We start from the raw sequence: 22,000 nt of genomic DNA, 5'->3' as shown, positions 1-22,000 counted from the left end.
CTTCGCGGCCACGGACCGCTCCTACGGACAACCTCGTAACCTGCGTAGGAGCGGCCGCGATGGCTCAGTCCTTCTTGTCTTTCTTGAAGGCGGCTTCCAGCGCATCGTTGATGGTGCGCAGTACCTTGACTCGCGCCCAGCGCTTGTCGTTGGCCTCGACCAAGGTCCACGGTGCCACTTCGCTGCTGGTGCGATCGACCATATCGCCCACCGCGTCGCGATAGGCACCCCACTTTTCGCGGTTGCGCCAGTCGTCTTCGGTGATCTTGAAACGCTTGAACGGAATCTGCTCGCGCTCTTTGAACCGTTCCAGCTGGGTCTGTTCATCGATCGCCAGCCAGAACTTGACCAGCACCACACCGGCATCGGTCAGTTGCTCTTCGAAGTCGTTGATCTCGCCATAGGCGCGCATCCAGTCGGCCGGACTGCAAAAGCCTTCGATCCGCTCGACCAACACGCGACCGTACCAGGAGCGGTCGAACACGGTGAACTTGCCCCGCGCCGGCAATTGCCGCCAAAAGCGCCACAGATAGGGCTGGGCGAGTTCGTCCTGGGTTGGCGCGGCAATCGGCACGATGTGGTATTGACGCGGGTCGAGCGCAGCGGCGACACGCTTGATCGCTCCTCCCTTGCCCGCCGCATCGTTGCCTTCGAACACCGCCACCAGGGCGTGGCGGCGCATGCGCTTGTCGCGCATCAGGCCTGCCAGGCGAGCCTGCTCGGCAATCAGCTGGCGTTCGTAATCGTCCTTTTCCAGATGCCGGCTCAAATCCAGGCTGCCGATCAGGCTGCGTTTGTCGATGCTTTCACCGATGTTCGCCACGGCCTTGCGCACTGGCTCGGTGGGCGCCTTCAGCGCTGCCTGCAATCCTTCGAGCAGAATCTGCCCGACCGCCAGGCTGCGGTAGTTGGCATCCACACCTTCGATCACGTGCCACGGCGCGTAGTCGCGACTGGTGCGCCGCACCACGCGTTCGCCGAAGCGCACGAAGCGGTCATAGGTCCTGGACTGCTGCCAGTCCAGCGGGCTGATCCGCCAGCTGTGCAACGGATCGTCACGCAATGACTTGAGCCGCGCCTTCATCTGCTGCTTGGACAGGTGAAACCAGAACTTGAAGATCAGCGCACCTTCGTCGCAGAGCATGCGCTCCAAACGCTGCGCGCCGTTGATGGCCTGCTCCAGACGGCCATCCTTGATGTCGCCATGCACCCGATCCTGAATCATCTGGCTGTACCAGTTGCCGAAGAACACCCCCATGCGGCCCTTGGCCGGCAATTGGCGCCAGTAGCGCCAGGCTGGTGGTCGCGCCAGTTCCTCGTCGGTCTTTTCATCGAAGGTGCGCACCTCGATCAGGCGCGGGTCCATCCACTCGTTGAGCAACTTGACCGTCTCGCCCTTGCCCGCCCCTTCGACGCCGTTGATCAACACGATCACCGGAAAACGCGCCTGTTCCTTGAGCTCGTACTGGGCTTCCAGCAGCGCTTCGCGCAGGGCAGGCAGACGAGCCTCGTAAGTGTCCTTGTCGATGGCGTGACCAATTTCGGCGGATTCGAACATGGGGCAGGCATTCCTCTTCGGTTAGCTTGAGCGAGCCTCGCTGGGCGAGGTGGTGCTTTGCGTATCGCTACTGAAGCCGACCCGCTCGAGCAGGGTTAGTTCGGCCAGCAAGGCGTTCTCGGCACCCTGGCGACGTCGGGCGATGTCATTGGCGCGCCGCAGGTAATCGCCGCTGCTGCCGGGTTCCTGGCGTTCGTCGAGGACGCTCAATTCCTCGGCGAACGACGCCAGACCTCGTTCCAGTGTGCTCGCATGGCGTTCACGCAGGTAGTCGGTCCAGAATGCCTGGCGGATCATGAACGCGGCGAAGTCCGGTGCGGCTTCGGCCTGCAGCACCTCGGCCTGTGCGGCGTCGTAGATGTCGACGCCGATACCGGCCGTGGCGGCATAGGCCATGCTCTGCGGCTGGCCGGGCAAGGCCAGGCGACGGGCCAGATAGGTCCGCAGCGCCATGCGCACTTCTGCCTCGTCGACGCTCACACCCAGGCGCCGACGCTCGGCAATGATGCGCCGGGCAATGACCTCCAGCCGGTCGAGCCGGAACAGTCCACGGGCCAGCTCGTACAGGCGTTCGCCACGCTGGGCCCAGGTTGCGCCCTGCAAGGCGTAATGCTGGAGCACATGCACTTCCATATCACTGAACATCAACCGCTCCCCATCCACGCAAGTGTCCAACCCCTGGGCCATGGTGTACAGGCGTTGACGCAACTGGCGACTGGCCGATGCGCCGGCAACGACATTCCAGACGCGCCGGGTCAGTTCGGTTGGATTGCGGGTGTAATCCGGTGTGTGACGCAGATTGTCGATCAAGCGGGTGAAGGCCTCGGAGCCGTCTTCATCGACCAGCCCCTGCCACAACTGTGCGCGATGGCGTCGCTCCACCTCGCTGGCACCCTGCAGCCACACATCGACCAGCGGGCGGCCGGCCCTTGCCGAGTGCACATCGTTGGTCCGATGGGCGAAGAACTGAAAACGCCGGTGTGGCCTGGGGCTATCCAGCTGCCTCAAGCTGAAGTCATCCAGCCTGTTGCGATCCATGAAAACGTCCACACCCTGCCCTTGGCTCATCTCGGTGAACACCGAGTCGGGAATATGGCGCAGCCGGGTGCGGTACAGGTTCAGGGTGCGCAGCGCGGGCAGCCGCGAAGCCCACTGTGGCCAGCTGGGCAGCACCAGACCGGCGAGATTGAGTTGCTGCAGCCTGGAGAAACCGCTGGAAGTGGCTATCGGCCCCGGAAGATTGCCGCTCAGGCTCAACAGGGTCAGGTCCGGCAGACGTCCCAGGCGGTCGAGCAGCGCCTGGTCCAGGGTCAGGTTGCAAAGCGTCAGGTCCAGTTCGGTCAGTTGCGTCAGACGATCGACCGCTTCGGGCAACTGGCCCAGGTTGCACTCACGCAAGGTCAGGCTGCGCAACTGCGAAAAGCTGGCCAGCAAGTTGGTCAGTGCCGGCGCGTCCACCGTGCTGCCGGTCAGGTTCAGGTGCGTGACGAAGCGCAGATCGGCGTTCAGGCCGGGAAAATCCAGCAGCGGCGCGTAGGTCAGGTTCAGATGATAGTGGTGTCCGTTGGCCGCACGTTCGGAAGGCAGCTGACGGCGCCAGGCGATGTCCAGACGCGCCGTGACGTCGGCACGGTAATGCATCAGGTCGCCTCTGCTGGCGTTGTAGCGGGCCGGCAGGTTGGCCGGGGCCGGTCGGTGCGCCCACGCTTGCAGCTGAGCGTGCATCTGCGAACGCTCGGAGGCCAGGTTGTCCAGCCCCAGCATGATGTCGGCGCGGCTCATGCCGACTTGTTCGTACAGTCCCAGCAGTTCGCGGGCGCCGGGCTCGCTGGTGCCCGGATAGAGGCCGCGAATGCGTGCCACCAGCACCCGTCGCGACAGGGCCACCTCTCGCCTTCCGCTCATGGGGTAACCCACGCGCCCGTAGCCGTCGCGCATCGGTGCCCGGAAGCTTTCCGGCAAAGGGGTCTGGCCCAGCCAGCGTGCACAGGCATCGCGGTGAGCGAAGGCGTAGTCACGCACCGCATCGGCCGACGCGGTGTCGCCCAGCACCTGCTTGATGGCCCGTTCCAGCTCGAGGCTGTCCAGCGACTGCGCGGTGCCGAAGCATAGGCCTTCGAAGGCGCGATTGAGCCGTTGGCACTGCTGATAGGCACGCGCGCGCTCACTCGACTTCAGGGGAATGCGTCGATTGACCAGCATTCGCGCCTGTTCGCCAGGCGCCACGCCGAGCAATACCTCCTCGGCTGCGGCGACGCTCAAGGCGGGAAAATCCCTGCAAATGAGCTGGGTGGCCGGACCGCTGCCAAAATGCGTGGCGTCGTAGAGCTGTTCGAAACGTACCTGCGCGGCAGTGTCCGCAAGCCCGGCGCGTTGCACTTGGCGGTGCAGGGCAAAACGTTGCAGGGCATCGACCAGCAAGGCAGTGGGTTTGTCGGCCTGGGCATAGACCGCGTCCAGCAAGGTGGGCGGCAACCCGGTGCTGGCCAGCGCCCGATGGATATCCTGTGACTCCATGCCCGACAGCCGCCAGCCCAGGCGGTCACGCAGGGTGGTGCCGGTCACCTCGGGTTGCTGCTCGGCGGCCAGCCGCCAACCGGCACCCGTTTCCTCGATCAGTGGCAGGTAGGCATTCGCGTCGCGCGGATGGGTAATGCGCCACCGCTGGTACCGATCGTCGAAGCGAAGGTCATGCACGCGCCCGTCGATGACCACGCTGTCACGTGCTTCGTCGTGATAGAGCCGATCGGTATCGGGCAGCAGGTCGGCAGGCAGGCCCTGGGCAGCAACGTAGTCGTCGAGGTTGGGACGCCACAGGTGCTCGCGGCCATCGGCGAGCGTCACCGGGAGCAGTTCCGCCAGCTGGGTATCGGCGGCAATGGCAGGCACTCTGGGCGCGATCCAGCTGCGGCCCGCCTGCACCGCGCCGGCGAACACCGCCATGGTCGCCAGATTTTCGACCACGCTCATGGCATGGCCGAAGGCGGCATGATCATCGCCCTGGCGCCAATCGTCGACGCCACTGAACACTTCCTGCAACAGCTGGGCCGCAGCGCAGGTCAGCATGGCCGCACCCAACGCCGGGACCAGCAGGCCGGCGATATTGAGCAGGGTCGTTCCGGCGTCCAGATAACGCCGGCGTTCACGCTCCCGGATGATGGCGTCTTCGTCGGCGGTCGGCACCGCCATCACTCGAGCATTCTGGTAGGTCTTGAGCAAGCGATCATTATGTTGCAGGTCGAACAGGTCACCGACCACCGCACGCTTTTCCAGGTTCAATCGCTTCAGCCAAGCGCCACCGGAGCCGGCAAGCCGCTGCTGCAGACGCCGGTCGAACGGCGCAGCGAACTTCTCGCCCACCAACGAGCAGACATATCGCTGGAAATCGGGCCGCTGGAGTTTTTCTCCCAGGCGTTCGGCGAAGGCCTGGAACGAAGGGTATTGCTTGATCGGGTGGTCGGGTTCGCCGGGCATCAGCACCACACAGCGACCGTCGACGGTCGATTCGATCAGTTGCACGCCGTACAACGCCACGGCAGCGAAATCGGCGCTGCCCAGCAGGCGCAGCCAGTGATAGCGCACCGCGCTGCCCGCCCAGGTCGGGGGAGCCGCTTGGGCAACCTGCAGCAGCAGACGATAGCCGTCTTCCTCGACATCGCCGCGCAAGCGGGCAATGTGGGCCAGCACTGCGAGATGGGCCTGGTCATTGCGTTTGAACAGCGCCGCCACCCGCTCGGGTTGGTCGTCGGGCTTGAACACTGTGTCCAGGTGAGCCTGGTAGCGCTGGCCCAGGTCCAGGCGCCGGCAGGCAGTGGCGAATCGCTGGGGGTCGAGGGCGATTGCCGGTTTTTCCTGGCGGGCGCGAAAGTCGATGTCTTTGCCGGCAGTGAAGTATTCGACACCGCCGCTTGGCAGCACCATCGAACCCGGCGCAAAGCTCAGGTTCGCTTCGAAATTCTGCATAGAGGCAACCAGCAGGTTCTGTTCAATCGCCCAGCGATGACTGAAGCCCATGCCGACGTTGTGCATGGCGCGCACCAGCACATAGCCGCGCGGATCAATGTCGAGCTGGCACTGCCTGCGGATCTCCTGCCCGACCAGGTCGGCACAGAACTCGGTGACGTCGCGCAGCCCGGCCAGTACAGGGGCGAGGGCGCGCTTGGCGGCGTGGCTTTCATTCTGACTGGCGCTCAACGCCTCGCGCATCGCCGGGCTGGCCTGGCTCAGCCAGGTCGGCAACCGCTGCGCGACGATGCGCGCATGGCGGCGGTCCCGGGCGGTGCCGCCCTGGCTCATTGGGGGGTAGATCGCGTGCATGATCGGCTCCTTGCCGAAAGGGGAGCGCGCACGGTAGCCCGCGCCACAGCCGCCAGAGGCTGCATTAATAACCACCTGCAGACCGCAGTGGCCGCCGCCGCGCAGCCATCGCAGCGGCCTGGCGCTGGCGAAGCAGAGCCTGCGCGCTACAATGCCTGCTCGCCTATTGCCGAAGCCGTCATGAAAACCCCGAGCACCCTCGCCCAGCTGGACTGGACCGACACCGGTCATCCTCGATCGCGCGCCTTCGGCGACGTCTATTTCGCCGCCGACGGCCTGGCCGAAAGCCGCCATGTGTTCATCGAGCAGAACCGCTTGGCAGAACGCTTCGCCGCCCTCGCCGACGGCGAACGCCTGGTGATCGGCGAAACCGGCTTCGGCACCGGGCTGAATTTTCTCTGTGCGTGGCAGTGCTTCGCCGCCTCGGCTGCACCGACTGCGCGCCTGCACTTCATCAGCGTGGAAAAGTACCCGCTGAGCGCTGCGGACCTGACCCGAGCCCTGGCGCTGTGGCCAGAGCTTTCGGCCTGCAGCGAGGCGTTGCTGGCGCAGTACGTGGCGGTGCATGAAGGCTTCCAGCGCCTGGTGTTCGACGGCGGCCGGGTGACCTTGACGTTGCTCATAGGCGATGCGCTGGAACAGCTGCCGTGCCTGGACGGGAAGGTCGATGCCTGGTTCCTGGATGGTTTCGCTCCGGCGTGCAACCCGGCCATGTGGACACCCCAGCTGTTCGCCGAACTGGCGCGGCTGGCGGCGCCCGGCGCAACGCTGGCCACGTTCACCAGCACCGGCTGGGTTCGTCGTGGCCTGGCGGCCGTCGGCTTCAAGATGAAACGAGTGCCGGGCATCGGCAACAAATGGCATGTATCCAGAGGCGTGTTCGCGGCCGACGCCGCAGTGGCAACACCCGCCGTCAAGCCCTGGTTCGCCCGCCCCGAGCCGGTAACCGGCGAACGCCACGCGCTGGTCATCGGTGCCGGCCTGGCAGGATGCGCCACCGCCGCCAGCCTGGCCGCGCGCGGTTGGCGGGTGTCGCTGCTCGAGCGTCATGCCGAAGTGGCTCGGGAAGCCTCGGGAAATCCGCAGGGCGTGCTGTACCTGAAACTTTCGGCCCACGGTACGGCCCTTTCGCAGTTGATTCTGGCGGGCTTCTGCCACACGCGCAGGCTGCTTGCGCAACTGCAGCGCGGTCGCGACTGGGACGCCTGTGGCGTTCTGCAGCTGGCCTTCGACGACAAGGAAGCGCAGCGCCAGGGGCAACTGGCCGACGCATTCCAACCCGAACTGCTGCACCTGCTGGACCGTTCAGCGGCCCAGGCGCAGGCAGGCGTCGACTTGCCCAGCGGCGGCCTGTTCTATCCCGACGGTGGCTGGGTCCACCCGCCTGCCCTGTGCCAGCACCTGGCGCGTCACCCACGCATCACCCTGCTGCGCCATCACCACGTGGCAGACCTGCGCCACCTCGACGGCCAATGGCACGCGTTCGCCGACAACACCCTTCTGGCCTGCGCCCCAGTAGCCGTGCTGGCGTGCGCCGCCCAGGCCAATGCCTTCGCCCAGACCTGCGCCTTGCCACTCAAGCGCATCCGCGGGCAAATCACTCGCCTGTCGGAGACACCGCGCAGTGCGGCGCTGTCGACGGTGGTCTGCGCAGAGGGCTACATCGCTCCCGCCCGCTCGGGCGAACACACGCTGGGCGCCAGTTTCGACTTCCACAGTGAAGACCTCACGCCCAGCCACGCGGACAACCTCGACAACCTGGCCCTGCTCGAAGCGATTTCCCCTGACCTTGCCGTGCGTCTGGGCGCTGCGCTGCTGCCCGCCGAACGCTTGCAGGGCCGGGCCGGATTTCGCTGCACCAGCCCGGACTACCTGCCGATCATCGGGCCGGTCGCCGACGCGCAGGCATTCGCCGAGCGCTTTGCGATCCTGGCCAAGGATGCCCGCCAGGTGCCTGAACAGCCCTGCCCCTGGCTGCCGGGGCTGTACGTCAACAGCGGCCATGGCTCGCGCGGGCTGATCACCGCACCGCTGTCGGGTGAACTGATTGCCGCCTGGCTGGACGACGAACCGCTGCCGCTGCCTCAGGAAGTGGCCTGGGCCTGCCATCCGAATCGCTTCGCGCTGCGGCGGCTGATACGCAACAAAGCTTGAACCTGCATGGGGGGCCGGACTCACAGTCACAGCCCCTCGCCGTTGCCCGAGGGCCGCAGCATCACCGTCATGAAGAACCTGCCCATGTTGCATATCCAGGGTCTGCACAAGACCTACGCCACACCGCAAGGCCCACTGCCGGTGCTGCAGGGCATCGACCTGCAACTGGAGCGTGGCGCCAGCCTGGCGCTGATGGGTGAATCGGGCAGTGGCAAGAGCACCCTTTTGCATCTGGTCGCGGGGCTGGACATGGCCGACAGCGGTCGTATCGAAGCGGCCGGGCAGGTGCTCACGCAGATGAACGAGCGCCAGCTGGCGCGCTGGCGGCGCTGCGACATCGGCTTGATCTTCCAGCAGTTCAACCTGATCAGCAGTCTCAGCGTGGCCGACAACCTGGCCTTTCAGGCCCGCCTGGCCGGCCGCCTGGACCCAGCCTGGCAGCGCGAACTGGCTGAACGCCTGGGCTTGTCGGCACTCCTGCAGCGGTATCCGGAGCAACTGTCCGGCGGGCAACAACAGCGCGTGGCCCTGGGCCGTGCATTGGCCTCGCGGCCGCCCCTGCTGCTGGCCGACGAACCTACCGGCAACCTCGACGAAGCCACCAGCGAGCATGCGCTGGACCTGATGCTCGAGTTGCTGCGGGCCAGTGGCAGCACGCTACTGATGGTCACTCACAGCCCGCTGGTGGCAGCCCGCCTGGAGCGACGCGTGGTGCTGCAGGCCGGTCGCATCGTTGCCGGGACGGATCGCTGACGTGGCGGTGCTGTACTGGACCCTGCGCAGCCTGCTCAGCCATTGGCGGCGGCATCCGGTACAGGGCGTGGCGCTGATCACTGGCCTGTGGCTGGCCACCGCGTTGTTCACCGGCGTACTCGCCTTGAACAGCCAGGCACGACAGAGCTATGCCCTGGCCAGCCAGATGGTCGGTGGTCAGGCCCAGGCCAGCATCGTTGCCCGTGACGGCGCCGACCTTGCGCAATCGACCTTCATCGCACTGCGCCTGCAGGGCTGGCCAGTCTCTCCGGTGCTCGAGGGCCGGATCACCCTCCCCTCGCATCCGCAACTGCGCCTGCAAGTGATGGGTATCGAGCCGTTGACTCTGCCAGCAGGCAGCCCCGTGGCCGGCGAGGTGCCGAGCAGCGATGACCTGAGCGCGTTCATCGGCGCACCCGGCCGTACCTGGGTGGCGCCCCAGACCTTGCGCGAGCTTGGCGTGGAGGAAGGTGCACGGTTGCCCGCCGGCACTGGCGCAACCCTTCCTCCCCTGCAGGCCCGGGCACAGATGGCACCCGGTGTGCTGCTGATGGATATCGGCGCGGCCCAGACGGTGCTGCAGACGCCTGAACGACTGACCCGCCTGCTGCTGCCACGAACGTTCGAAGAGGCCCTGCCCGACGCCTACACCGATCACCTGCAGATCAACCGCAGCGATGCCGACGGCGACCTGGCGCGGCTGACCGACAGCTTTCACCTGAACCTGACCGCGCTGGGCCTGCTGGCGTTCGTGGTCGGCCTGTTCATCGTCCACGCTGCCATTGGCCTGGCACTGGAACAGCGTCGTGCCCTGCTGCGCACCTTACGTGCCTGCGGCGTGAGTGCCGCCCTGCTGGTGCTGGCCCTGGCCCTGGAGCTGGGCCTGCTGGCGCTGCTCGGCGGCCTGGCCGGTATCGTCAGCGGCTACTGGCTGGCCAGTCTGCTGCTGCCCGATGTGGCGGCCAGCCTGCGTGGCCTGTACGGCGCAGAAGTCGCCGGGCAGCTGAACCTGAGCCCGGCCTGGTGGCTGGGCGGCCTGGCACTGAGCCTGGGCGGCGTGTTGCTGGCCGGCGGCGACAGTCTCTGGCGTGCTGCACGCCTGCCACTGCTGGCATTGTCCGGTGGCGAAGCCTGGCATCAGGCCCACCGCCAATGGCTGCAGCGACAAGGCGTGGTGGCGGCCTGTGCAGCCGTGCTGGCCCTGCTGTTGGCAGTATGGGGCAACGGCCTGGCCACGGGCTTTGCGCTGATGGGCAGCCTGTTGCTGGCGGCAGCGTTGGCCTTGCCGGTGCTGCTCAGCAGCGTCCTCGCCCTGCTCGCCCGGCGCTGCTGGGGCGTGCTGGGCCAGTGGTTCCTGGCCGACTGCCGCCAGCAATTGCCGGGACTGAGCCTGGCCCTCATGGCATTGCTGCTGGCACTGGCCGCCAACATCGGCGCTGCAAGCATGACCGAGGGGTTTCGACAGACCTTCAATGGCTGGCTGGAACAGCGCTTGAGCGCCGAGTTGTACCTGCGGCCACAGCACGCCGAGCAGGCCCAGGCGCTGCAACGATGGTTGCAAGGCCAGAACGGGATCGAGCAGGTGCTGCCCGGCTGGGAGATGCAGATTCGTCAACAAGGCTGGCCAACCGAACTGACTGCCGTGATCGACGCGCCGCTGTACCGCGAGCATTGGCCGCTGCTCGAACAGGCCGCCGGCAATCCATGGGACACCTTGTTTTCCAGTGACAGCCTGATGCTCAGCGAGCAACTGGCGCGGCGCCTGGGCGTAGGCATCGGGGCGCGCCTTGCATTGCCCGCCGCCCAAGGGCGCTGGAACCCGACCGTGGTGGGCATCTATGCCGACTACGGCAACCCCAAGGGCCATATTCTGGTCAGCGCCGCGCAGTTCCAGCAACACTGGCCCGGGACCCCACCTGCCCGCTTTGCCCTGCGCATGGCCGGGGCCGACACCGCTGCCCTGAAAAGCCGAGTGCAGCAAGCGTTTGGCCTGGACGACAGCCATGTGGTGGAACAACGGCAACTCAAGCGCTGGGCCTCGCAGGTTTTCGAACGCACGTTCAGTGCCACGGCTGCCCTGAATGCACTGACCCTGGGGGTGGCCGGCGTGGCCCTGTTCATCGGCCTGCTGACCCAGAGCCAGAGTCGCCTGGGTCAGCTCGCGCCGCTGTGGGCAATGGGCGTGCAACGGCGCCAACTGATCCTGCTCAGTGTGGCGCAGACCTTGATCCTGGCTCTGCTGACCCTGGTGCTGGCGGTCCCGCTGGGGATTCTGCTGGCATGGTGCCTGGTGGCGGTGATCAACGTGCAGGCGTTCGGCTGGCGCCTGCCCCTGCAGGTGTTCCCATGGCAGATCCTGCAGCTGTGCGGCCTGGCGCTGATTGCGGCGATGCTGGCCTCGGCCTGGCCCATGCTGCGCCTGCAACGCAGCCAACCCACCGACCTGCTGCGAGTGATGGCCAGTGAGCGTTAAGCTGATCCGAATCCTGGTGCTGGCCCTGCTGCTGGCAGCCAGCGGCTGCGAGCCAACCCCACCCCCTGCCGGTTTTGCCGGGCTTGGCGGCCAGGCCGGTGACTTCGCCCAGGTCACCCCCGGCAAGGTCTTCCAGTTTCCCGCCGACCATGGCGCTCACCCCGACTTCCGCATCGAGTGGTGGTACCTGACCGCCAACCTCGAAGACGACCAGGGGCAACGCTTCGGCGTGCAGTGGACCCTGTTCCGCAGCGCCCTGGCACCAGGCAGCACCGAACCGGGCTGGGGTAACCGCAACCTGTGGATCGGCCACGCCGGACTCACTTCCGCAACGGACCACTACAGCGCACAGACCCTGGCCCGCGGAGGCATCGGCCAGGCCGGTGTGAGCATCATGCCGTTCAACGCCTGGATCGATGACTGGCACCTGCGCAGCCAGCCTGGCGTCGAGCACACGCTCGCCGCAATGGACGTACAGGCCACTGGCGAACGGTTTGCCTACCAACTGGCCCTGACCAGCGAGCGCCCTCTGGTACTGCAGGGCGAGCAAGGCTATAGCCGCAAGTCCGATGCGGGACAGGCCTCGTATTATTACAGCCAGCCGTTCTTCAGCGCAGCCGGCCAGCTGCAGATCGACGGCAAGCGCTATAAGGTCAAGGGCCGCGCGTGGCTTGACCGGGAATGGAGCAGCCAGCCACTGGCAGCCGATCAGTCCGGCTGGGACTGGTTTTCGCTGCACCTGGACGACGGCCAGCAGTTGATGGTGTTTCGCCTGCGCGGCGCGGGCGGGCAAGACTTTCTCAGCGGTAACTGGATCGACGCCCAGGGACGCAGCACACCGCTGGCCCCGGGCAGCATCACCCTGCGCCCGTTGCAGGACACCCGCGTGGCCGGTCGGCAGGTACCCACGCGCTGGGCCATCGACATCCCCAGCCACGGCCTGCATGTGCAAACCACCGCGTTGAACCCGAACGCCTGGATGGCGGTGGGCACGCCCTACTGGGAAGGCCCGGTGACCCTGGCGGGCAGCCACGCTGGCGAGGGCTATCTGGAAATGACCGGATACTGATACACGCACGGGTTTTTGTACAAATATCAAACCAACCTGGGTCGTCGCGGTCCTTTTAGAAATACCTAAGGACGCTCCGTCACGGCATGCCGACCTCCAGCGCTTTTGCCAAACACTGGTTCGCCAGCCGTCAATGGAAGCCCTTCGCGTTCCAGAAGGATGTCTGGGCCGCCGTCAAACGCGGCGAATCGGGCATGCTCCACGCGAGCACTGGCGCGGGCAAGACCTACGCCGTCTGGTTCGCCGCCCTGCAACGCTTCGCCAAGGCCGGGCCCGTCATTCCCAAGGGCAAGCGCAAGCCGGTCATGGCGCCGCTGACCGTGCTATGGATCACGCCCATGCGCGCGCTGGCCGCCGATACCCTGCGCGCCCTGCAGGTACCGGTGGATGAGTTGCAGATCGGCTGGAGCCTGGGCCTGCGCACTGGCGACACCAGCAGCAGTGATCGCGCCAAGCAAACGCGCCGCCTGCCCTCGGCGCTGGTAACCACCCCGGAAAGCCTGACGCTGCTGCTGGCCCGCGACAAGGCTTGCGAGGAGTTGAGCAGCGTCGCCATGGTCGTCGTCGATGAGTGGCACGAGCTGATCGGCAACAAACGCGGCGTGCAGTTGCAGCTGGCATTGGCGCGGTTGCGGCAGTGGAACCCGCAGCTCATCGTCTGGGGCATCTCCGCCACCCTGGGTAACCAGGCGCATGCACAGGAAGTGCTGCTACCCGGCCAGCCGAGTGTCAGCGTGCAAGGCGCGCAGGCCAAGACGATCGAGGTCGACACGCTGTTGCCGGCGGCCATCGAACGGTTTCCCTGGGGTGGGCACATGGGTCTGCGCATGCTCGACCAGGTGGTCGCCGAGGTCGAAAGCAGCAACAGTTGCCTGATATTCACCAACACCCGTGCACAGTCCGAAATCTGGTTCCAGGCCATCCTCGATGCGCGCCCGGACTGGGCGGGCATCATCGCCCTGCATCACAGCTCGCTGTCGCGGGAAGTGCGCGAGTGGGTCGAACGGGCCCTCAAGCAAGGCCAGCTCAAGGCGGTGGTGTGTACGTCGAGCCTGGATTTGGGGGTGGACTTCCTGCCGGTGGAACGGGTGCTGCAAATCGGCTCGGCGAAGGGTATCGCGCGCTTGATGCAGCGTGCCGGTCGCTCCGGCCATGCACCGGGTCGGGCATCGCGGGTCACCCTGGTACCGACCCACAGCATGGAACTGGTCGAAGCTGCGGCAGCGCACGATGCCGTCGCGCAGCGACGCATCGAGCCACGCGAATCACCCGACAAGCCATTGGATGTGTTGGTCCAGCACCTGGTGAGCATGGCGCTGGGCGGCGGTTTCCTGCCCGACGCATTGCTGGTCGAAGTGCGTACCACCTGGGCTTACCGCAACCTGACCGAGGATGAATGGCAGTGGGCCCTGGCGTTCGTGCGCTATGGCGGCCACTCCCTCACTGCCTACCCCGATTACCGTCGAGTCGAGCCTGACGAGCATGGCCTGTGGCGCGTCCCCGACGCACGCCTGGCGCGTCGTCATCGCATGGGCATCGGCACCATTGTCAGCGATGCCAGCCTGCAGTTGAAGTACTGGAGCAAGGGCGGTGGCGGTCGCTCGCTGGGCAGTGTCGAAGAGGGGTTCATCGCCCGTCTCAAACCGGGTGACGGCTTTCTGTTCGCCGGGCGCCAGCTGGAGCTGGTGCGGGTCGAGGACATGACCGCCTACGTCAAGCGCAGCACCGCCAAGAAAGCCGCCGTGCCGCGCTGGAATGGCGGGCGCATGCCGCTGTCCGGCGAGCTGGCCGACGCCCTGGTGGCGAAGCTGGGCGCCGCCGCCCGCGGTGAGTACGACAGCCCCGAGATGCGTGCCGTGCGCCCGCTGCTGGAAGTACAGCAACAGTGGTCGGCGCTACCCAGCGAAACCACGTTACTGGCGGAAACGCTGAAGTCGCGCGAAGGCTGGCACCTGTTCATCTACCCCTTCGGCGGTCGCCAGGTGCATCTGGGACTGGGCAGCCTGCTGGCCTGGCGCCTGGCGCAGCGCCAGCCCCTGACATTCTCCATTGCGGTGAACGACTATGGGCTGGAACTGCTCAGTGCCACCGAGGTGGACTGGGCCGCCCAACTGGACCCTGCACTGCTCAGCGCGCACAACCTGTTGAGCGATGTACTGGCCAGCCTGAACGCTGGCGAACTGGCGCTGCGGCGCTTTCGCGAGATTGCGCGGATCTCCGGGCTAGTGTTTGGCGGTTACCCCGGCTCGCAGAAAAGCACCCGCCAGGTTCAGGCTTCCAGCGGCCTGTTCTTTCAGGTATTCAAGCAGTACGACGCCAGCAACCTGCTGCTGACCCAGGCGCAGGAAGAAGTCTTGAAGCAGGAGCTGGAAGTGCAGCGGCTGGAGCATGTACTGCAACAGATCGCCAGTCGGCGTCTGGATATGCACGCGGTCAAGCGTCCGACGCCGCTGGGCTTTCCGCTGCTGGTCGAGCGTTTCCGTGAAAGCCTGAGTTCGGAGAAGCTCGCCGACCGCATACGTCGCATGGTCGGCGACTTGGAGAAAGCCGCAGGATGAGTGAGTATTGCAACGTACAACTGGCAGGCGCCGAGCTATGGCTGCTGGCCGAGAAAGCGGTCTACTGGCCCGAGCACAAGGCCCTGTTGATAGCCGATGCGCACTTTGGCAAGGCAGCGGCCTACCGCAAGCTGGGCCAGCCGGTGCCTCACGGCACCACGGCCAGCAACCTTCAAGTGATTGACCGGATCCTGGAGAAGTATCCCACCGAACACCTGATATTCCTCGGCGATTTTCTTCATGCACCGGGATCGCATTCGGCCGGAACGCTGGGTGCCTTGGCAGCGTGGCGAACGGATGTCGCAGATTTACGCATCACGCTGATTCGAGGCAATCATGACAAACGCGCGGGCGACCCACCGGCGGAACTGCGTTTCGAAGTGGTTACCGAGCCTCTGGAAATGGGCCCGTTCGCATTGCAGCACGAACCCGATCCACACCCAGAGCTGCACGTCCTGGCTGGACACATTCACCCGGTCTATCGGCTGCACGGACGTGGCCGCCAAAGCCTGTGCCTGCCGTGCTACCTGCTCAGAGGCAAGGTCAGCCTGCTGCCGGCATTCGGCGCTTTCACGGGGGGATACAACATGGACAGCGCCGCCGACCAGCGTGTGTACGTGGTCGGCGACGGCGGCGTCTGGCGGGTCGCTTGAGCGTCAGACCACCGGTGCGGGGGGCGGCTCATCCGGAATGGTCGGGCCGCCTGGCTCCGGTGGTTGCGGGGTATCAGAATCGGGTTGGCCAGGTACGCCGCCAGCCATATGGCCGTAGGAATCGGCCAGAAGCGACCAGGCGAGTAGGCCAATCTGGTTAGGCTGCAGCTGAGCCAGTTGAGCACTGATAGTCGGGTCGATTTTCATAGACACTCCTGAGCAATGGCCCGGAATACGGTGGGTAAACCGGGCAAGTCACTCATATGGAGTGGTAAAACGATAACTAGTTCGCCTGGAGCGTTTTCACGCGTCTGGCAGCATCAGGTGCGTGGCAGGGTCACGCCGCGCTGGCCCTGATATTTCCCGCCACGATCCTTGTAGGACACCTCGCATTCTTCGTCGGACTCCAGGAACAGCATCTGCGCCACCCCTTCGTTCGCATAGATCTTGGCCGGCAGCGTGGTGGTATTGGAGAACTCCAGGGTCACATGCCCTTCCCATTCCGGCTCCAGCGGCGTGACGTTGACGATGATGCCGCAGCGCGCGTAGGTGCTCTTGCCCAGGCAGATGGTCAACACGTTGCGTGGAATGCGGAAGTACTCGACCGTGCGCGCCAGGGCAAAGGAGTTGGGTGGGATGATGCAGACGTCGCTCTTGATGTCGACGAAGCTCTTTTCGTCGAAGTTCTTCGGATCTACCGTGGCCGAGTTGATGTTGGTGAACACCTTGAATTCGTCGGCGCAGCGCACGTCGTAGCCGTAGCTGGACACCCCGAAGGAAATCACCCGCTGGGCGCCTTCGCCGCGCACCTGACGCTCGACGTAGGGTTCGATCATGCCGTGTTCCTGCGCCATGCGGCGAATCCACTTGTCCGATTTGATGCTCATGGCGGGTGTCCTGAATAACGAGGTGAATAAAGTCCGAAGCGCATCTTACCGGGCCTCGCGCTGCGGTTCAAAGACTGCCTCGCCCATGGCGCGGCGAACCTGCCACCAGGCTGCGCATGGCCGCCGAGCACTATTTGCAAGAAACCCTGCAAAGACCATTGGCACGTTCCTGAAAAAGGGTTAAGGTGGCGCCACTGTGTTGCTTGTGTCACTGAGAATCTCTACCCGATGTCCAACATCTTCATGAATTTTCCTGCTCTTTGCACTCAGTCTCGGCCAGGGCTTTTCCCGAACCGCAGTTAACTTTGTTCAAGGAGATACACCATGTCCAATCGCCAAACCGGTACCGTCAAGTGGTTCAACGATGAAAAAGGCTTCGGCTTCATCACTCCACAATCCGGTGACGACCTGTTCGTACACTTCAAAGCCATTCAGGCTGACGGCTTCAAAAGCCTGAAAGAAGGCCAGCAGGTCTCTTTCATCGCTACCCGCGGTCAGAAAGGCATGCAAGCTGAAGAAGTTCAAGTCGTATAACTTGAGCTGAACAGCTTCTGAAGAACCCCGCCCTCACCGGCGGGGTTTTTTTATGCCCGCAGTTTGATCTTTTCAGCTACAGGTGACGGCGGGCGCCAGGCGCGCCGTCACTCACTGGGCTGGGCAGTTCAGTCGTCGCTGACGGTAATGCTGGGCATTGCCTGCGCGCTGGCTTCCTGCAACACGATCCGCGCACCGACATGCCGCGCCAGCTCCTGGTAGACCATGGCGATCTGGCTCTCCGGCTCGGCCGCCGCCGTCGGTTTGCCACCGTCGGCCTGTTCGCGAATCAGCATCGACAATGGCAGCGACGCCAGCAGCTCCACGCCGTATTGCGATGCCAGCTTCTCGCCGCCGCCTTCGCCGAAGAGATGTTCGGCATGACCGCAGTTGGAGCAGATGTGCACGGCCATGTTCTCGACCACACCGAGCACGGGAATGTGCACCTTGCGGAACATCTCGACACCCTTGCGGGCGTCCAGCAGCGCCAGGTCCTGAGGCGTGGTGACGATCACCGCACCCGCCACCGGCACCTTCTGCGCCAGGGTCAGCTGAATGTCGCCAGTACCCGGCGGCATGTCGATGACCAGGTAGTCGAGGTCGTCCCAGGCAGTCTGGGTGACCAATTGCAACAGCGCGCCCGACACCATCGGACCACGCCAGACCATCGGGGTGTTGTCGTCGGTGAGGAAGGCCATCGACATCACCTCCACGCCATGCGCCTGGATGGGCACGAACCATTTCTGGTCCTTGACCTTGGGCCGAGTGCCCTCGGCGATGCCGAACATCACGCCTTGGCTGGGGCCATAGATGTCGGCATCGAGAATGCCCACCCGGGCGCCTTCGCGGGCCAGGGCCAGGGCCAGGTTGGCGGCCGTGGTCGACTTGCCGACTCCACCCTTGCCCGATGCCACGGCCACCACGTTCTTGACGTTGGCCAGCCCGGGAATCTGCGCCTGCGCCTTGTGCGCCTGCACCACGCAATCGATCTGCACGCGAGCGCGGTCGACCCCGTCCAGGTTTTCGATGGCCGTCTGCAGTACCTGGGCCCAGCCATTCTTGAACAGGCCGGCGGCATACCCCAGCTGCAAGCGCACCTGCACCTGCGCGCCATCGATATCGATGGCCTGCACGCACCCGGCACTGACCGGGTCCTGGTTCATATAGGGGTCGGTGTACTGGCGAAGGACGGCTTCCACCGCTGCGCGATTCACGGTGCTCATGGCTACTCCCGATCAAAGACTGAGCAAAACAGGCGGCTATCCTAACGCGTCTGCCCGGACACCGGCAGATTGGATTTGCGCGCCCGCCGGGGCCGGTCTGCGGCATCGGCGCGCGGCGCCCAGATTATTCAGCATACCTTTGGCCCTGCGCCCCCCAATCCGTTAGAATCAGCGCCTTTTCAAAAGCGGGAGACAGGCAGCATGGCGCAGCAGTATCAACCGGGGCAACGCTGGATCAGCGACAGCGAAGCGGAACTCGGCCTGGGCACCGTCCTGGCCCAGGACGGTCGCTTGCTCACCGTGCTCTACCCGGCCACCGGCGAAACCCGCCAGTACGCATTGCGCAATGCTCCGTTGACGCGCGTGCGCTTTTCTCCGGGCGATGTGATCACCCACTTCGAAGGCTGGAAACTGACCGTCCGCGAGGTCGACGATGCCGACGGCCTGTTGGTCTACCACGGCCTCAATGCGCAGAACGAGCAACGCACGCTGCCTGAAACCCAGCTGTCCAATTTCATCCAGTTCCGCCTGGCCAGCGACCGCCTGTTCGCCGGCCAGATCGACCCACTGCCGTGGTTTTCGCTGCGCTACAACACCCTGGAACACACCAGCAAGCAGTTGCAGTCCTCGCTCTGGGGCCTGGGCGGCGTGCGTGCGCAACCCATCGCGCACCAGTTGCACATTGCCCGCGAAGTCGCCGACCGCATCGCCCCGCGCGTATTGCTGGCCGACGAAGTGGGCCTCGGCAAGACCATCGAAGCCGGCCTGGTGATTCATCGCCAGCTGCTGTCCGGGCGAGCCAGCCGCGTGCTGATCCTGGTCCCGGAAAACCTGCAGCACCAATGGCTGGTGGAAATGCGCCGGCGCTTCAACCTGCAGGTGGCCCTGTTCGATGCCGAGCGCTTCATCGAAAGCGATGCCAGCAACCCCTTCGAGGACGCGCAACTGGCGCTGGTCTCGCTGGAATGGCTGACCGAAGATGAAAAGGCCCAGGATGCGTTGTTCGCCGCCGGCTGGGACCTGCTGGTGGTCGACGAGGCCCATCACCTGGTCTGGCACGAGGAAAAGGCCAGCCCGCAGTACTCGCTGGTCGAGCAACTGGCCGAAGTCATCCCCGGCGTTCTGCTGCTCACCGCCACCCCGGAGCAACTGGGCCAGGACAGCCACTTCGCACGCCTGCGCCTGCTCGATCCGAACCGCTTCCATGACCTGGCGGCCTTTCGTGCCGAAAGCGAAAACTATCGTCCGGTCGCCGAAGCCGTGCAGGAACTGCTCGACAAGGGCAGCTTGTCGAGCACCGCGCAACAGACCATCCATGGGCTGCTTGGCGCCCAGGGCGACACACTGGTCGCCGCGGTCAATGCGGGCGACGAGGAAGCCGGCCCACGGCTGATCCGCGAGCTGCTCGATCGCCACGGCACCGGGCGCGTATTGTTCCGCAACACCCGCGCCGCCGTGCAGGGCTTCCCCGAACGCAAGCTGCACCCCTACCCACTGCCGTGCCCGGACGCCTACCTGGAGCTGCCGCTGGGCGAACACGCCGAGCTGTACCCGGAAGTCGGCTTCCAGGCCCAGGCCGAGGACAGCGACGCCGAACGCTGGTGGCGCTTCGATCCGCGGGTGGAATGGCTGATCGATACGCTCAAGATGCTCAAGCGCACCAAGGTGCTGGTCATCTGCGCTCACGCCGAAACCGCGATGGACCTGGAAGACGCCCTGCGCGTGCGCTCCGGCACCCTGGCCACGGTGTTCCACGAAGGCATGAGCATTCTGGAGCGGGACCGCGCCGCGGCCTACTTCGCCGATGAAGAATTTGGCGCGCAGGTGCTGATCTGTTCGGAAATCGGCAGCGAGGGCCGCAACTTCCAGTTCGCCCACCATCTGGTGCTGTTCGACCTGCCTGCGCACCCCGACCTGCTCGAGCAGCGCATCGGCCGTCTCGACCGAATCGGCCAGAAACACATCATCGAGCTGCATGTGCCGTACCTGGAAAACAGCCCGCAGGAACGCCTGTTCCAGTGGTACCACAGCGCGCTCAACGCCTTTCTCAACACCTGTCCTACGGGTAACGCGCTGCAGCACCAGTTCGGTCCGCGCCTGCTGCCGATGCTGGAAAACGCCGACGACGGCGAATGGCAAGCGCTGATCGACGAGGCGCGCAGCCGTCGTGAGTCGCTGGAAAGCGAGCTGCACACCGGGCGCGACCGACTGCTGGAGCTCAACTCCGGCGGCGACGGCGAAGGCCAGGCTCTGGTGGCTGCCATCGAAGAGCAGGACGATCAATTCGCCCTGCCGATCTACATGGAAACCCTCTTCGATGCCTTCGGCATCGACAGCGAAGACCATTCCGACAACGCGTTGATCCTGCGCCCCAGCGAGAAGATGCTCGATGCCAGCTTTCCGCTCGGCGACGACGAAGGCGTGACCATCACCTACGACCGCGAGCAGGCGTTGTCGCGCGAGGACATGCAGTTCATCACCTGGGAGCACCCCATGGTGCAGGGCGGCATGGACCTGGTACTGGCGGGCTCGATGGGCAACACCGCCGTGGCGCTGATCAAGAACAAGGCGCTCAAGCCAGGCACCGTGCTGCTGGAACTGCTTTACGTCAGCGAAGTGGTCGCGCCGCGCTCGCTGCAGCTGGGCCGCTACTTGCCGCCTGCGGCGCTGCGCTGCCTGCTCGACACCAATGGCAACGACCTGGCATCGCGAGTGTCGTTCGAAACCCTCAACGATCAGCTCGAAAGCGTCCCCAAGGCCAGCGCCAACAAGTTCATCCAGGCGCAGCGCGATGTGCTCGCACCGCGCATCACCGCCGGCGAAAGCAAGATCGCGCCGCGGCATGCCGAACGCGTCGCACAGGCGCAGCACCGCCTGGCTGCCGAAACGGAAGAGGAACTGGCACGCTTGACGGCGTTGCAGGCGGTCAATCCGACCGTCCGGGACAGCGAACTGGTTGCCCTGCGCAAACAGCGTGAAGACGGCCTGGCCATGCTCGACAAGGCTGCCCTGCGCCTGGAAGCCATTCGCGTGCTGGTAGCCGGCTGACCGCTGCCTTCCCGCGCGGGCGTGAGCCTGCGCGGGAAGGCGTTACGGAATCACCCCGACTGTTACTGGCCGTGTCGCCAGCGTTCGCTGGCACGCGGGTGGTTGCCGATGTGCACGATCAGCAGTTGCGAAGACCGGCGCGTTTGACCTCGACCACGCACCGTCGTGGTGCATGTATTATTCCCCTGCCCTTTCCTGGATCACCACCCACGGTGACACCACCACCGCCCACAGCACCGGATCGCGTTCGCAAAAATCCAAGGCCCGCGGCGCAGACAGCTTCTCGACCTTTCCATCGGCCAGCCATTGGGCGACCTCAGCGTGCTTGTCTTCGGCCAACGCCTGCCCTACGGTGATCAAATCCAGGCCAGGCTCGACCCACAACAGGGCACCCCTGGCAAAGAAGGGCTGCAATGCCTGCCATTCGATAATTGCGGTCTCGCCAAGCAATTTGGCATAGAGGGTGCTAGCGTCTTCAGTCATGGGTTTCACCGTCAGGAAAAAATCGGCGCCATGATAGCGGTCCGAGTTGTCTGGAAAAACCCGGTTGCAATATATAGGTTCGAGTTTTGCCCCGACAAACCGGCTTTATTCGTCTGGCCGGACGCCGGCATGTACTTGAATCTATAACTTTATGTCGATTTAGCGACAACCGATCGCTTTCGCTGCAAACGCCAGCTTTCCAACCGGCAAACCGGCGCTCTACACTGTACCGGTACAGTTGTCGGGTGCAGATTCGGATGTCGTCTGCCATGGCTCGCCGAAGGGGTAAA

The 22,000-nt window shown here is 65.0% G+C and carries 14 protein-coding genes; 8 read left to right on the top strand and 6 right to left on the bottom strand.

Going from position 1 to position 22,000, the window contains the following annotated elements:
- Nucleotides 1-64: 64 nt before the first annotated feature.
- Both pap and IFT44_RS20255 read right to left on the bottom strand, forming a co-directional pair.
- On the bottom strand, nt 65-1,558 hold the full coding sequence (gene pap, locus IFT44_RS20260; RefSeq protein ID WP_192176473.1) for a polyphosphate:AMP phosphotransferase: 1,494 nt from the start codon (nt 1,556-1,558) through the stop codon (nt 65-67).
- A 21-nt stretch (nt 1,559-1,579) separates the two neighbouring features.
- Nucleotides 1,580-5,875 (bottom strand): NEL-type E3 ubiquitin ligase domain-containing protein, encoded by a 4,296-nt coding sequence (locus IFT44_RS20255; RefSeq protein WP_192176472.1) that lies wholly within the window; start codon nt 5,873-5,875, stop codon nt 1,580-1,582.
- 180 nt (nt 5,876-6,055) lie between these two features.
- On the opposite strand from IFT44_RS20255, the gene mnmC reads away from it, so the two are divergent.
- The 6 genes from mnmC (at nt 6,056) to pdeM (ending at nt 15,535) form a co-directional block, all read left to right on the top strand.
- Nucleotides 6,056-8,029 carry a bifunctional tRNA (5-methylaminomethyl-2-thiouridine)(34)-methyltransferase MnmD/FAD-dependent 5-carboxymethylaminomethyl-2-thiouridine(34) oxidoreductase MnmC gene (gene mnmC / locus IFT44_RS20250; RefSeq protein WP_192176471.1) on the top strand — a complete coding sequence of 658 codons (1,974 nt, stop codon included), beginning with the start codon at nt 6,056-6,058 and terminating at the stop codon, nt 8,027-8,029.
- 84 nt (nt 8,030-8,113) lie between these two features.
- Nucleotides 8,114-8,782, top strand: a complete 669-nt coding sequence (locus IFT44_RS20245; RefSeq protein ID WP_185794559.1) for an ABC transporter ATP-binding protein — start codon at nt 8,114-8,116, stop codon at nt 8,780-8,782.
- 1 nt (nt 8,783) lies between these two features.
- Nucleotides 8,784-11,255 carry an FtsX-like permease family protein gene (locus IFT44_RS20240; protein ID WP_192176470.1) on the top strand — a complete coding sequence of 824 codons (2,472 nt, stop codon included), beginning with the start codon at nt 8,784-8,786 and terminating at the stop codon, nt 11,253-11,255.
- Nucleotides 11,256-11,259: 4 nt separating this feature from the next.
- A complete protein-coding gene (locus IFT44_RS20235) occupies nt 11,260-12,324 on the top strand; it encodes a lipocalin-like domain-containing protein (protein ID WP_446730966.1) in 1,065 nt (354 codons plus the stop codon).
- An 86-nt stretch (nt 12,325-12,410) separates the two neighbouring features.
- On the top strand, nt 12,411-14,882 hold the full coding sequence (locus IFT44_RS20230) for a ligase-associated DNA damage response DEXH box helicase (RefSeq protein ID WP_192176468.1): 2,472 nt from the start codon (nt 12,411-12,413) through the stop codon (nt 14,880-14,882).
- Nucleotides 14,879-15,535 (top strand): ligase-associated DNA damage response endonuclease PdeM, encoded by a 657-nt coding sequence (gene pdeM, locus IFT44_RS20225; protein WP_192176467.1) that lies wholly within the window; start codon nt 14,879-14,881, stop codon nt 15,533-15,535. Before IFT44_RS20230 ends, pdeM begins: the two co-directional genes overlap by 4 nt.
- A gap of 3 nt (nt 15,536-15,538) precedes the next feature.
- Here pdeM and IFT44_RS20220 read toward each other — a convergent pair whose 3' ends face one another.
- Both IFT44_RS20220 and dcd read right to left on the bottom strand, forming a co-directional pair.
- Entirely contained in the window at nt 15,539-15,742 is a 204-nt protein-coding gene (locus IFT44_RS20220; RefSeq protein WP_192057877.1) for a hypothetical protein, read from the bottom strand.
- 113 nt (nt 15,743-15,855) lie between these two features.
- Nucleotides 15,856-16,422, bottom strand: a complete 567-nt coding sequence (gene dcd, locus IFT44_RS20215) for a dCTP deaminase (RefSeq protein ID WP_122476435.1) — start codon at nt 16,420-16,422, stop codon at nt 15,856-15,858.
- Nucleotides 16,423-16,746: 324 nt separating this feature from the next.
- On the opposite strand from dcd, the gene IFT44_RS20210 reads away from it, so the two are divergent.
- On the top strand, nt 16,747-16,956 hold the full coding sequence (locus tag IFT44_RS20210; protein ID WP_049862192.1) for a cold-shock protein: 210 nt from the start codon (nt 16,747-16,749) through the stop codon (nt 16,954-16,956).
- Nucleotides 16,957-17,084: 128 nt separating this feature from the next.
- On the opposite strand, the gene apbC is transcribed toward IFT44_RS20210, so the two are convergent.
- Entirely contained in the window at nt 17,085-18,179 is a 1,095-nt protein-coding gene (gene apbC / locus IFT44_RS20205; RefSeq protein ID WP_122476437.1) for an iron-sulfur cluster carrier protein ApbC, read from the bottom strand.
- Between the two features lie 201 nt (nt 18,180-18,380).
- On the opposite strand from apbC, the gene rapA reads away from it, so the two are divergent.
- Nucleotides 18,381-21,227, top strand: coding sequence for an RNA polymerase-associated protein RapA (gene rapA / locus IFT44_RS20200; protein ID WP_122476438.1), 2,847 nt, complete (start codon nt 18,381-18,383; stop codon nt 21,225-21,227).
- A 177-nt stretch (nt 21,228-21,404) separates the two neighbouring features.
- Here rapA and IFT44_RS20195 read toward each other — a convergent pair whose 3' ends face one another.
- Complete coding sequence (locus IFT44_RS20195; RefSeq protein WP_192176466.1) at nt 21,405-21,710, bottom strand: DUF2288 domain-containing protein; 306 nt, start codon at nt 21,708-21,710, stop codon at nt 21,405-21,407.
- Nucleotides 21,711-22,000 lie beyond the last annotated feature (290 nt).

It is taken from the genome of Pseudomonas sp. CFBP 13710 (assembly GCF_014842235.1).
Classification (GTDB): domain Bacteria; phylum Pseudomonadota; class Gammaproteobacteria; order Pseudomonadales; family Pseudomonadaceae; genus Aquipseudomonas; species Aquipseudomonas baltica.
The sequence above is the reverse complement of the archived record's forward strand: the minus strand, read 5'-3'. Positions and strand labels throughout refer to the sequence as shown.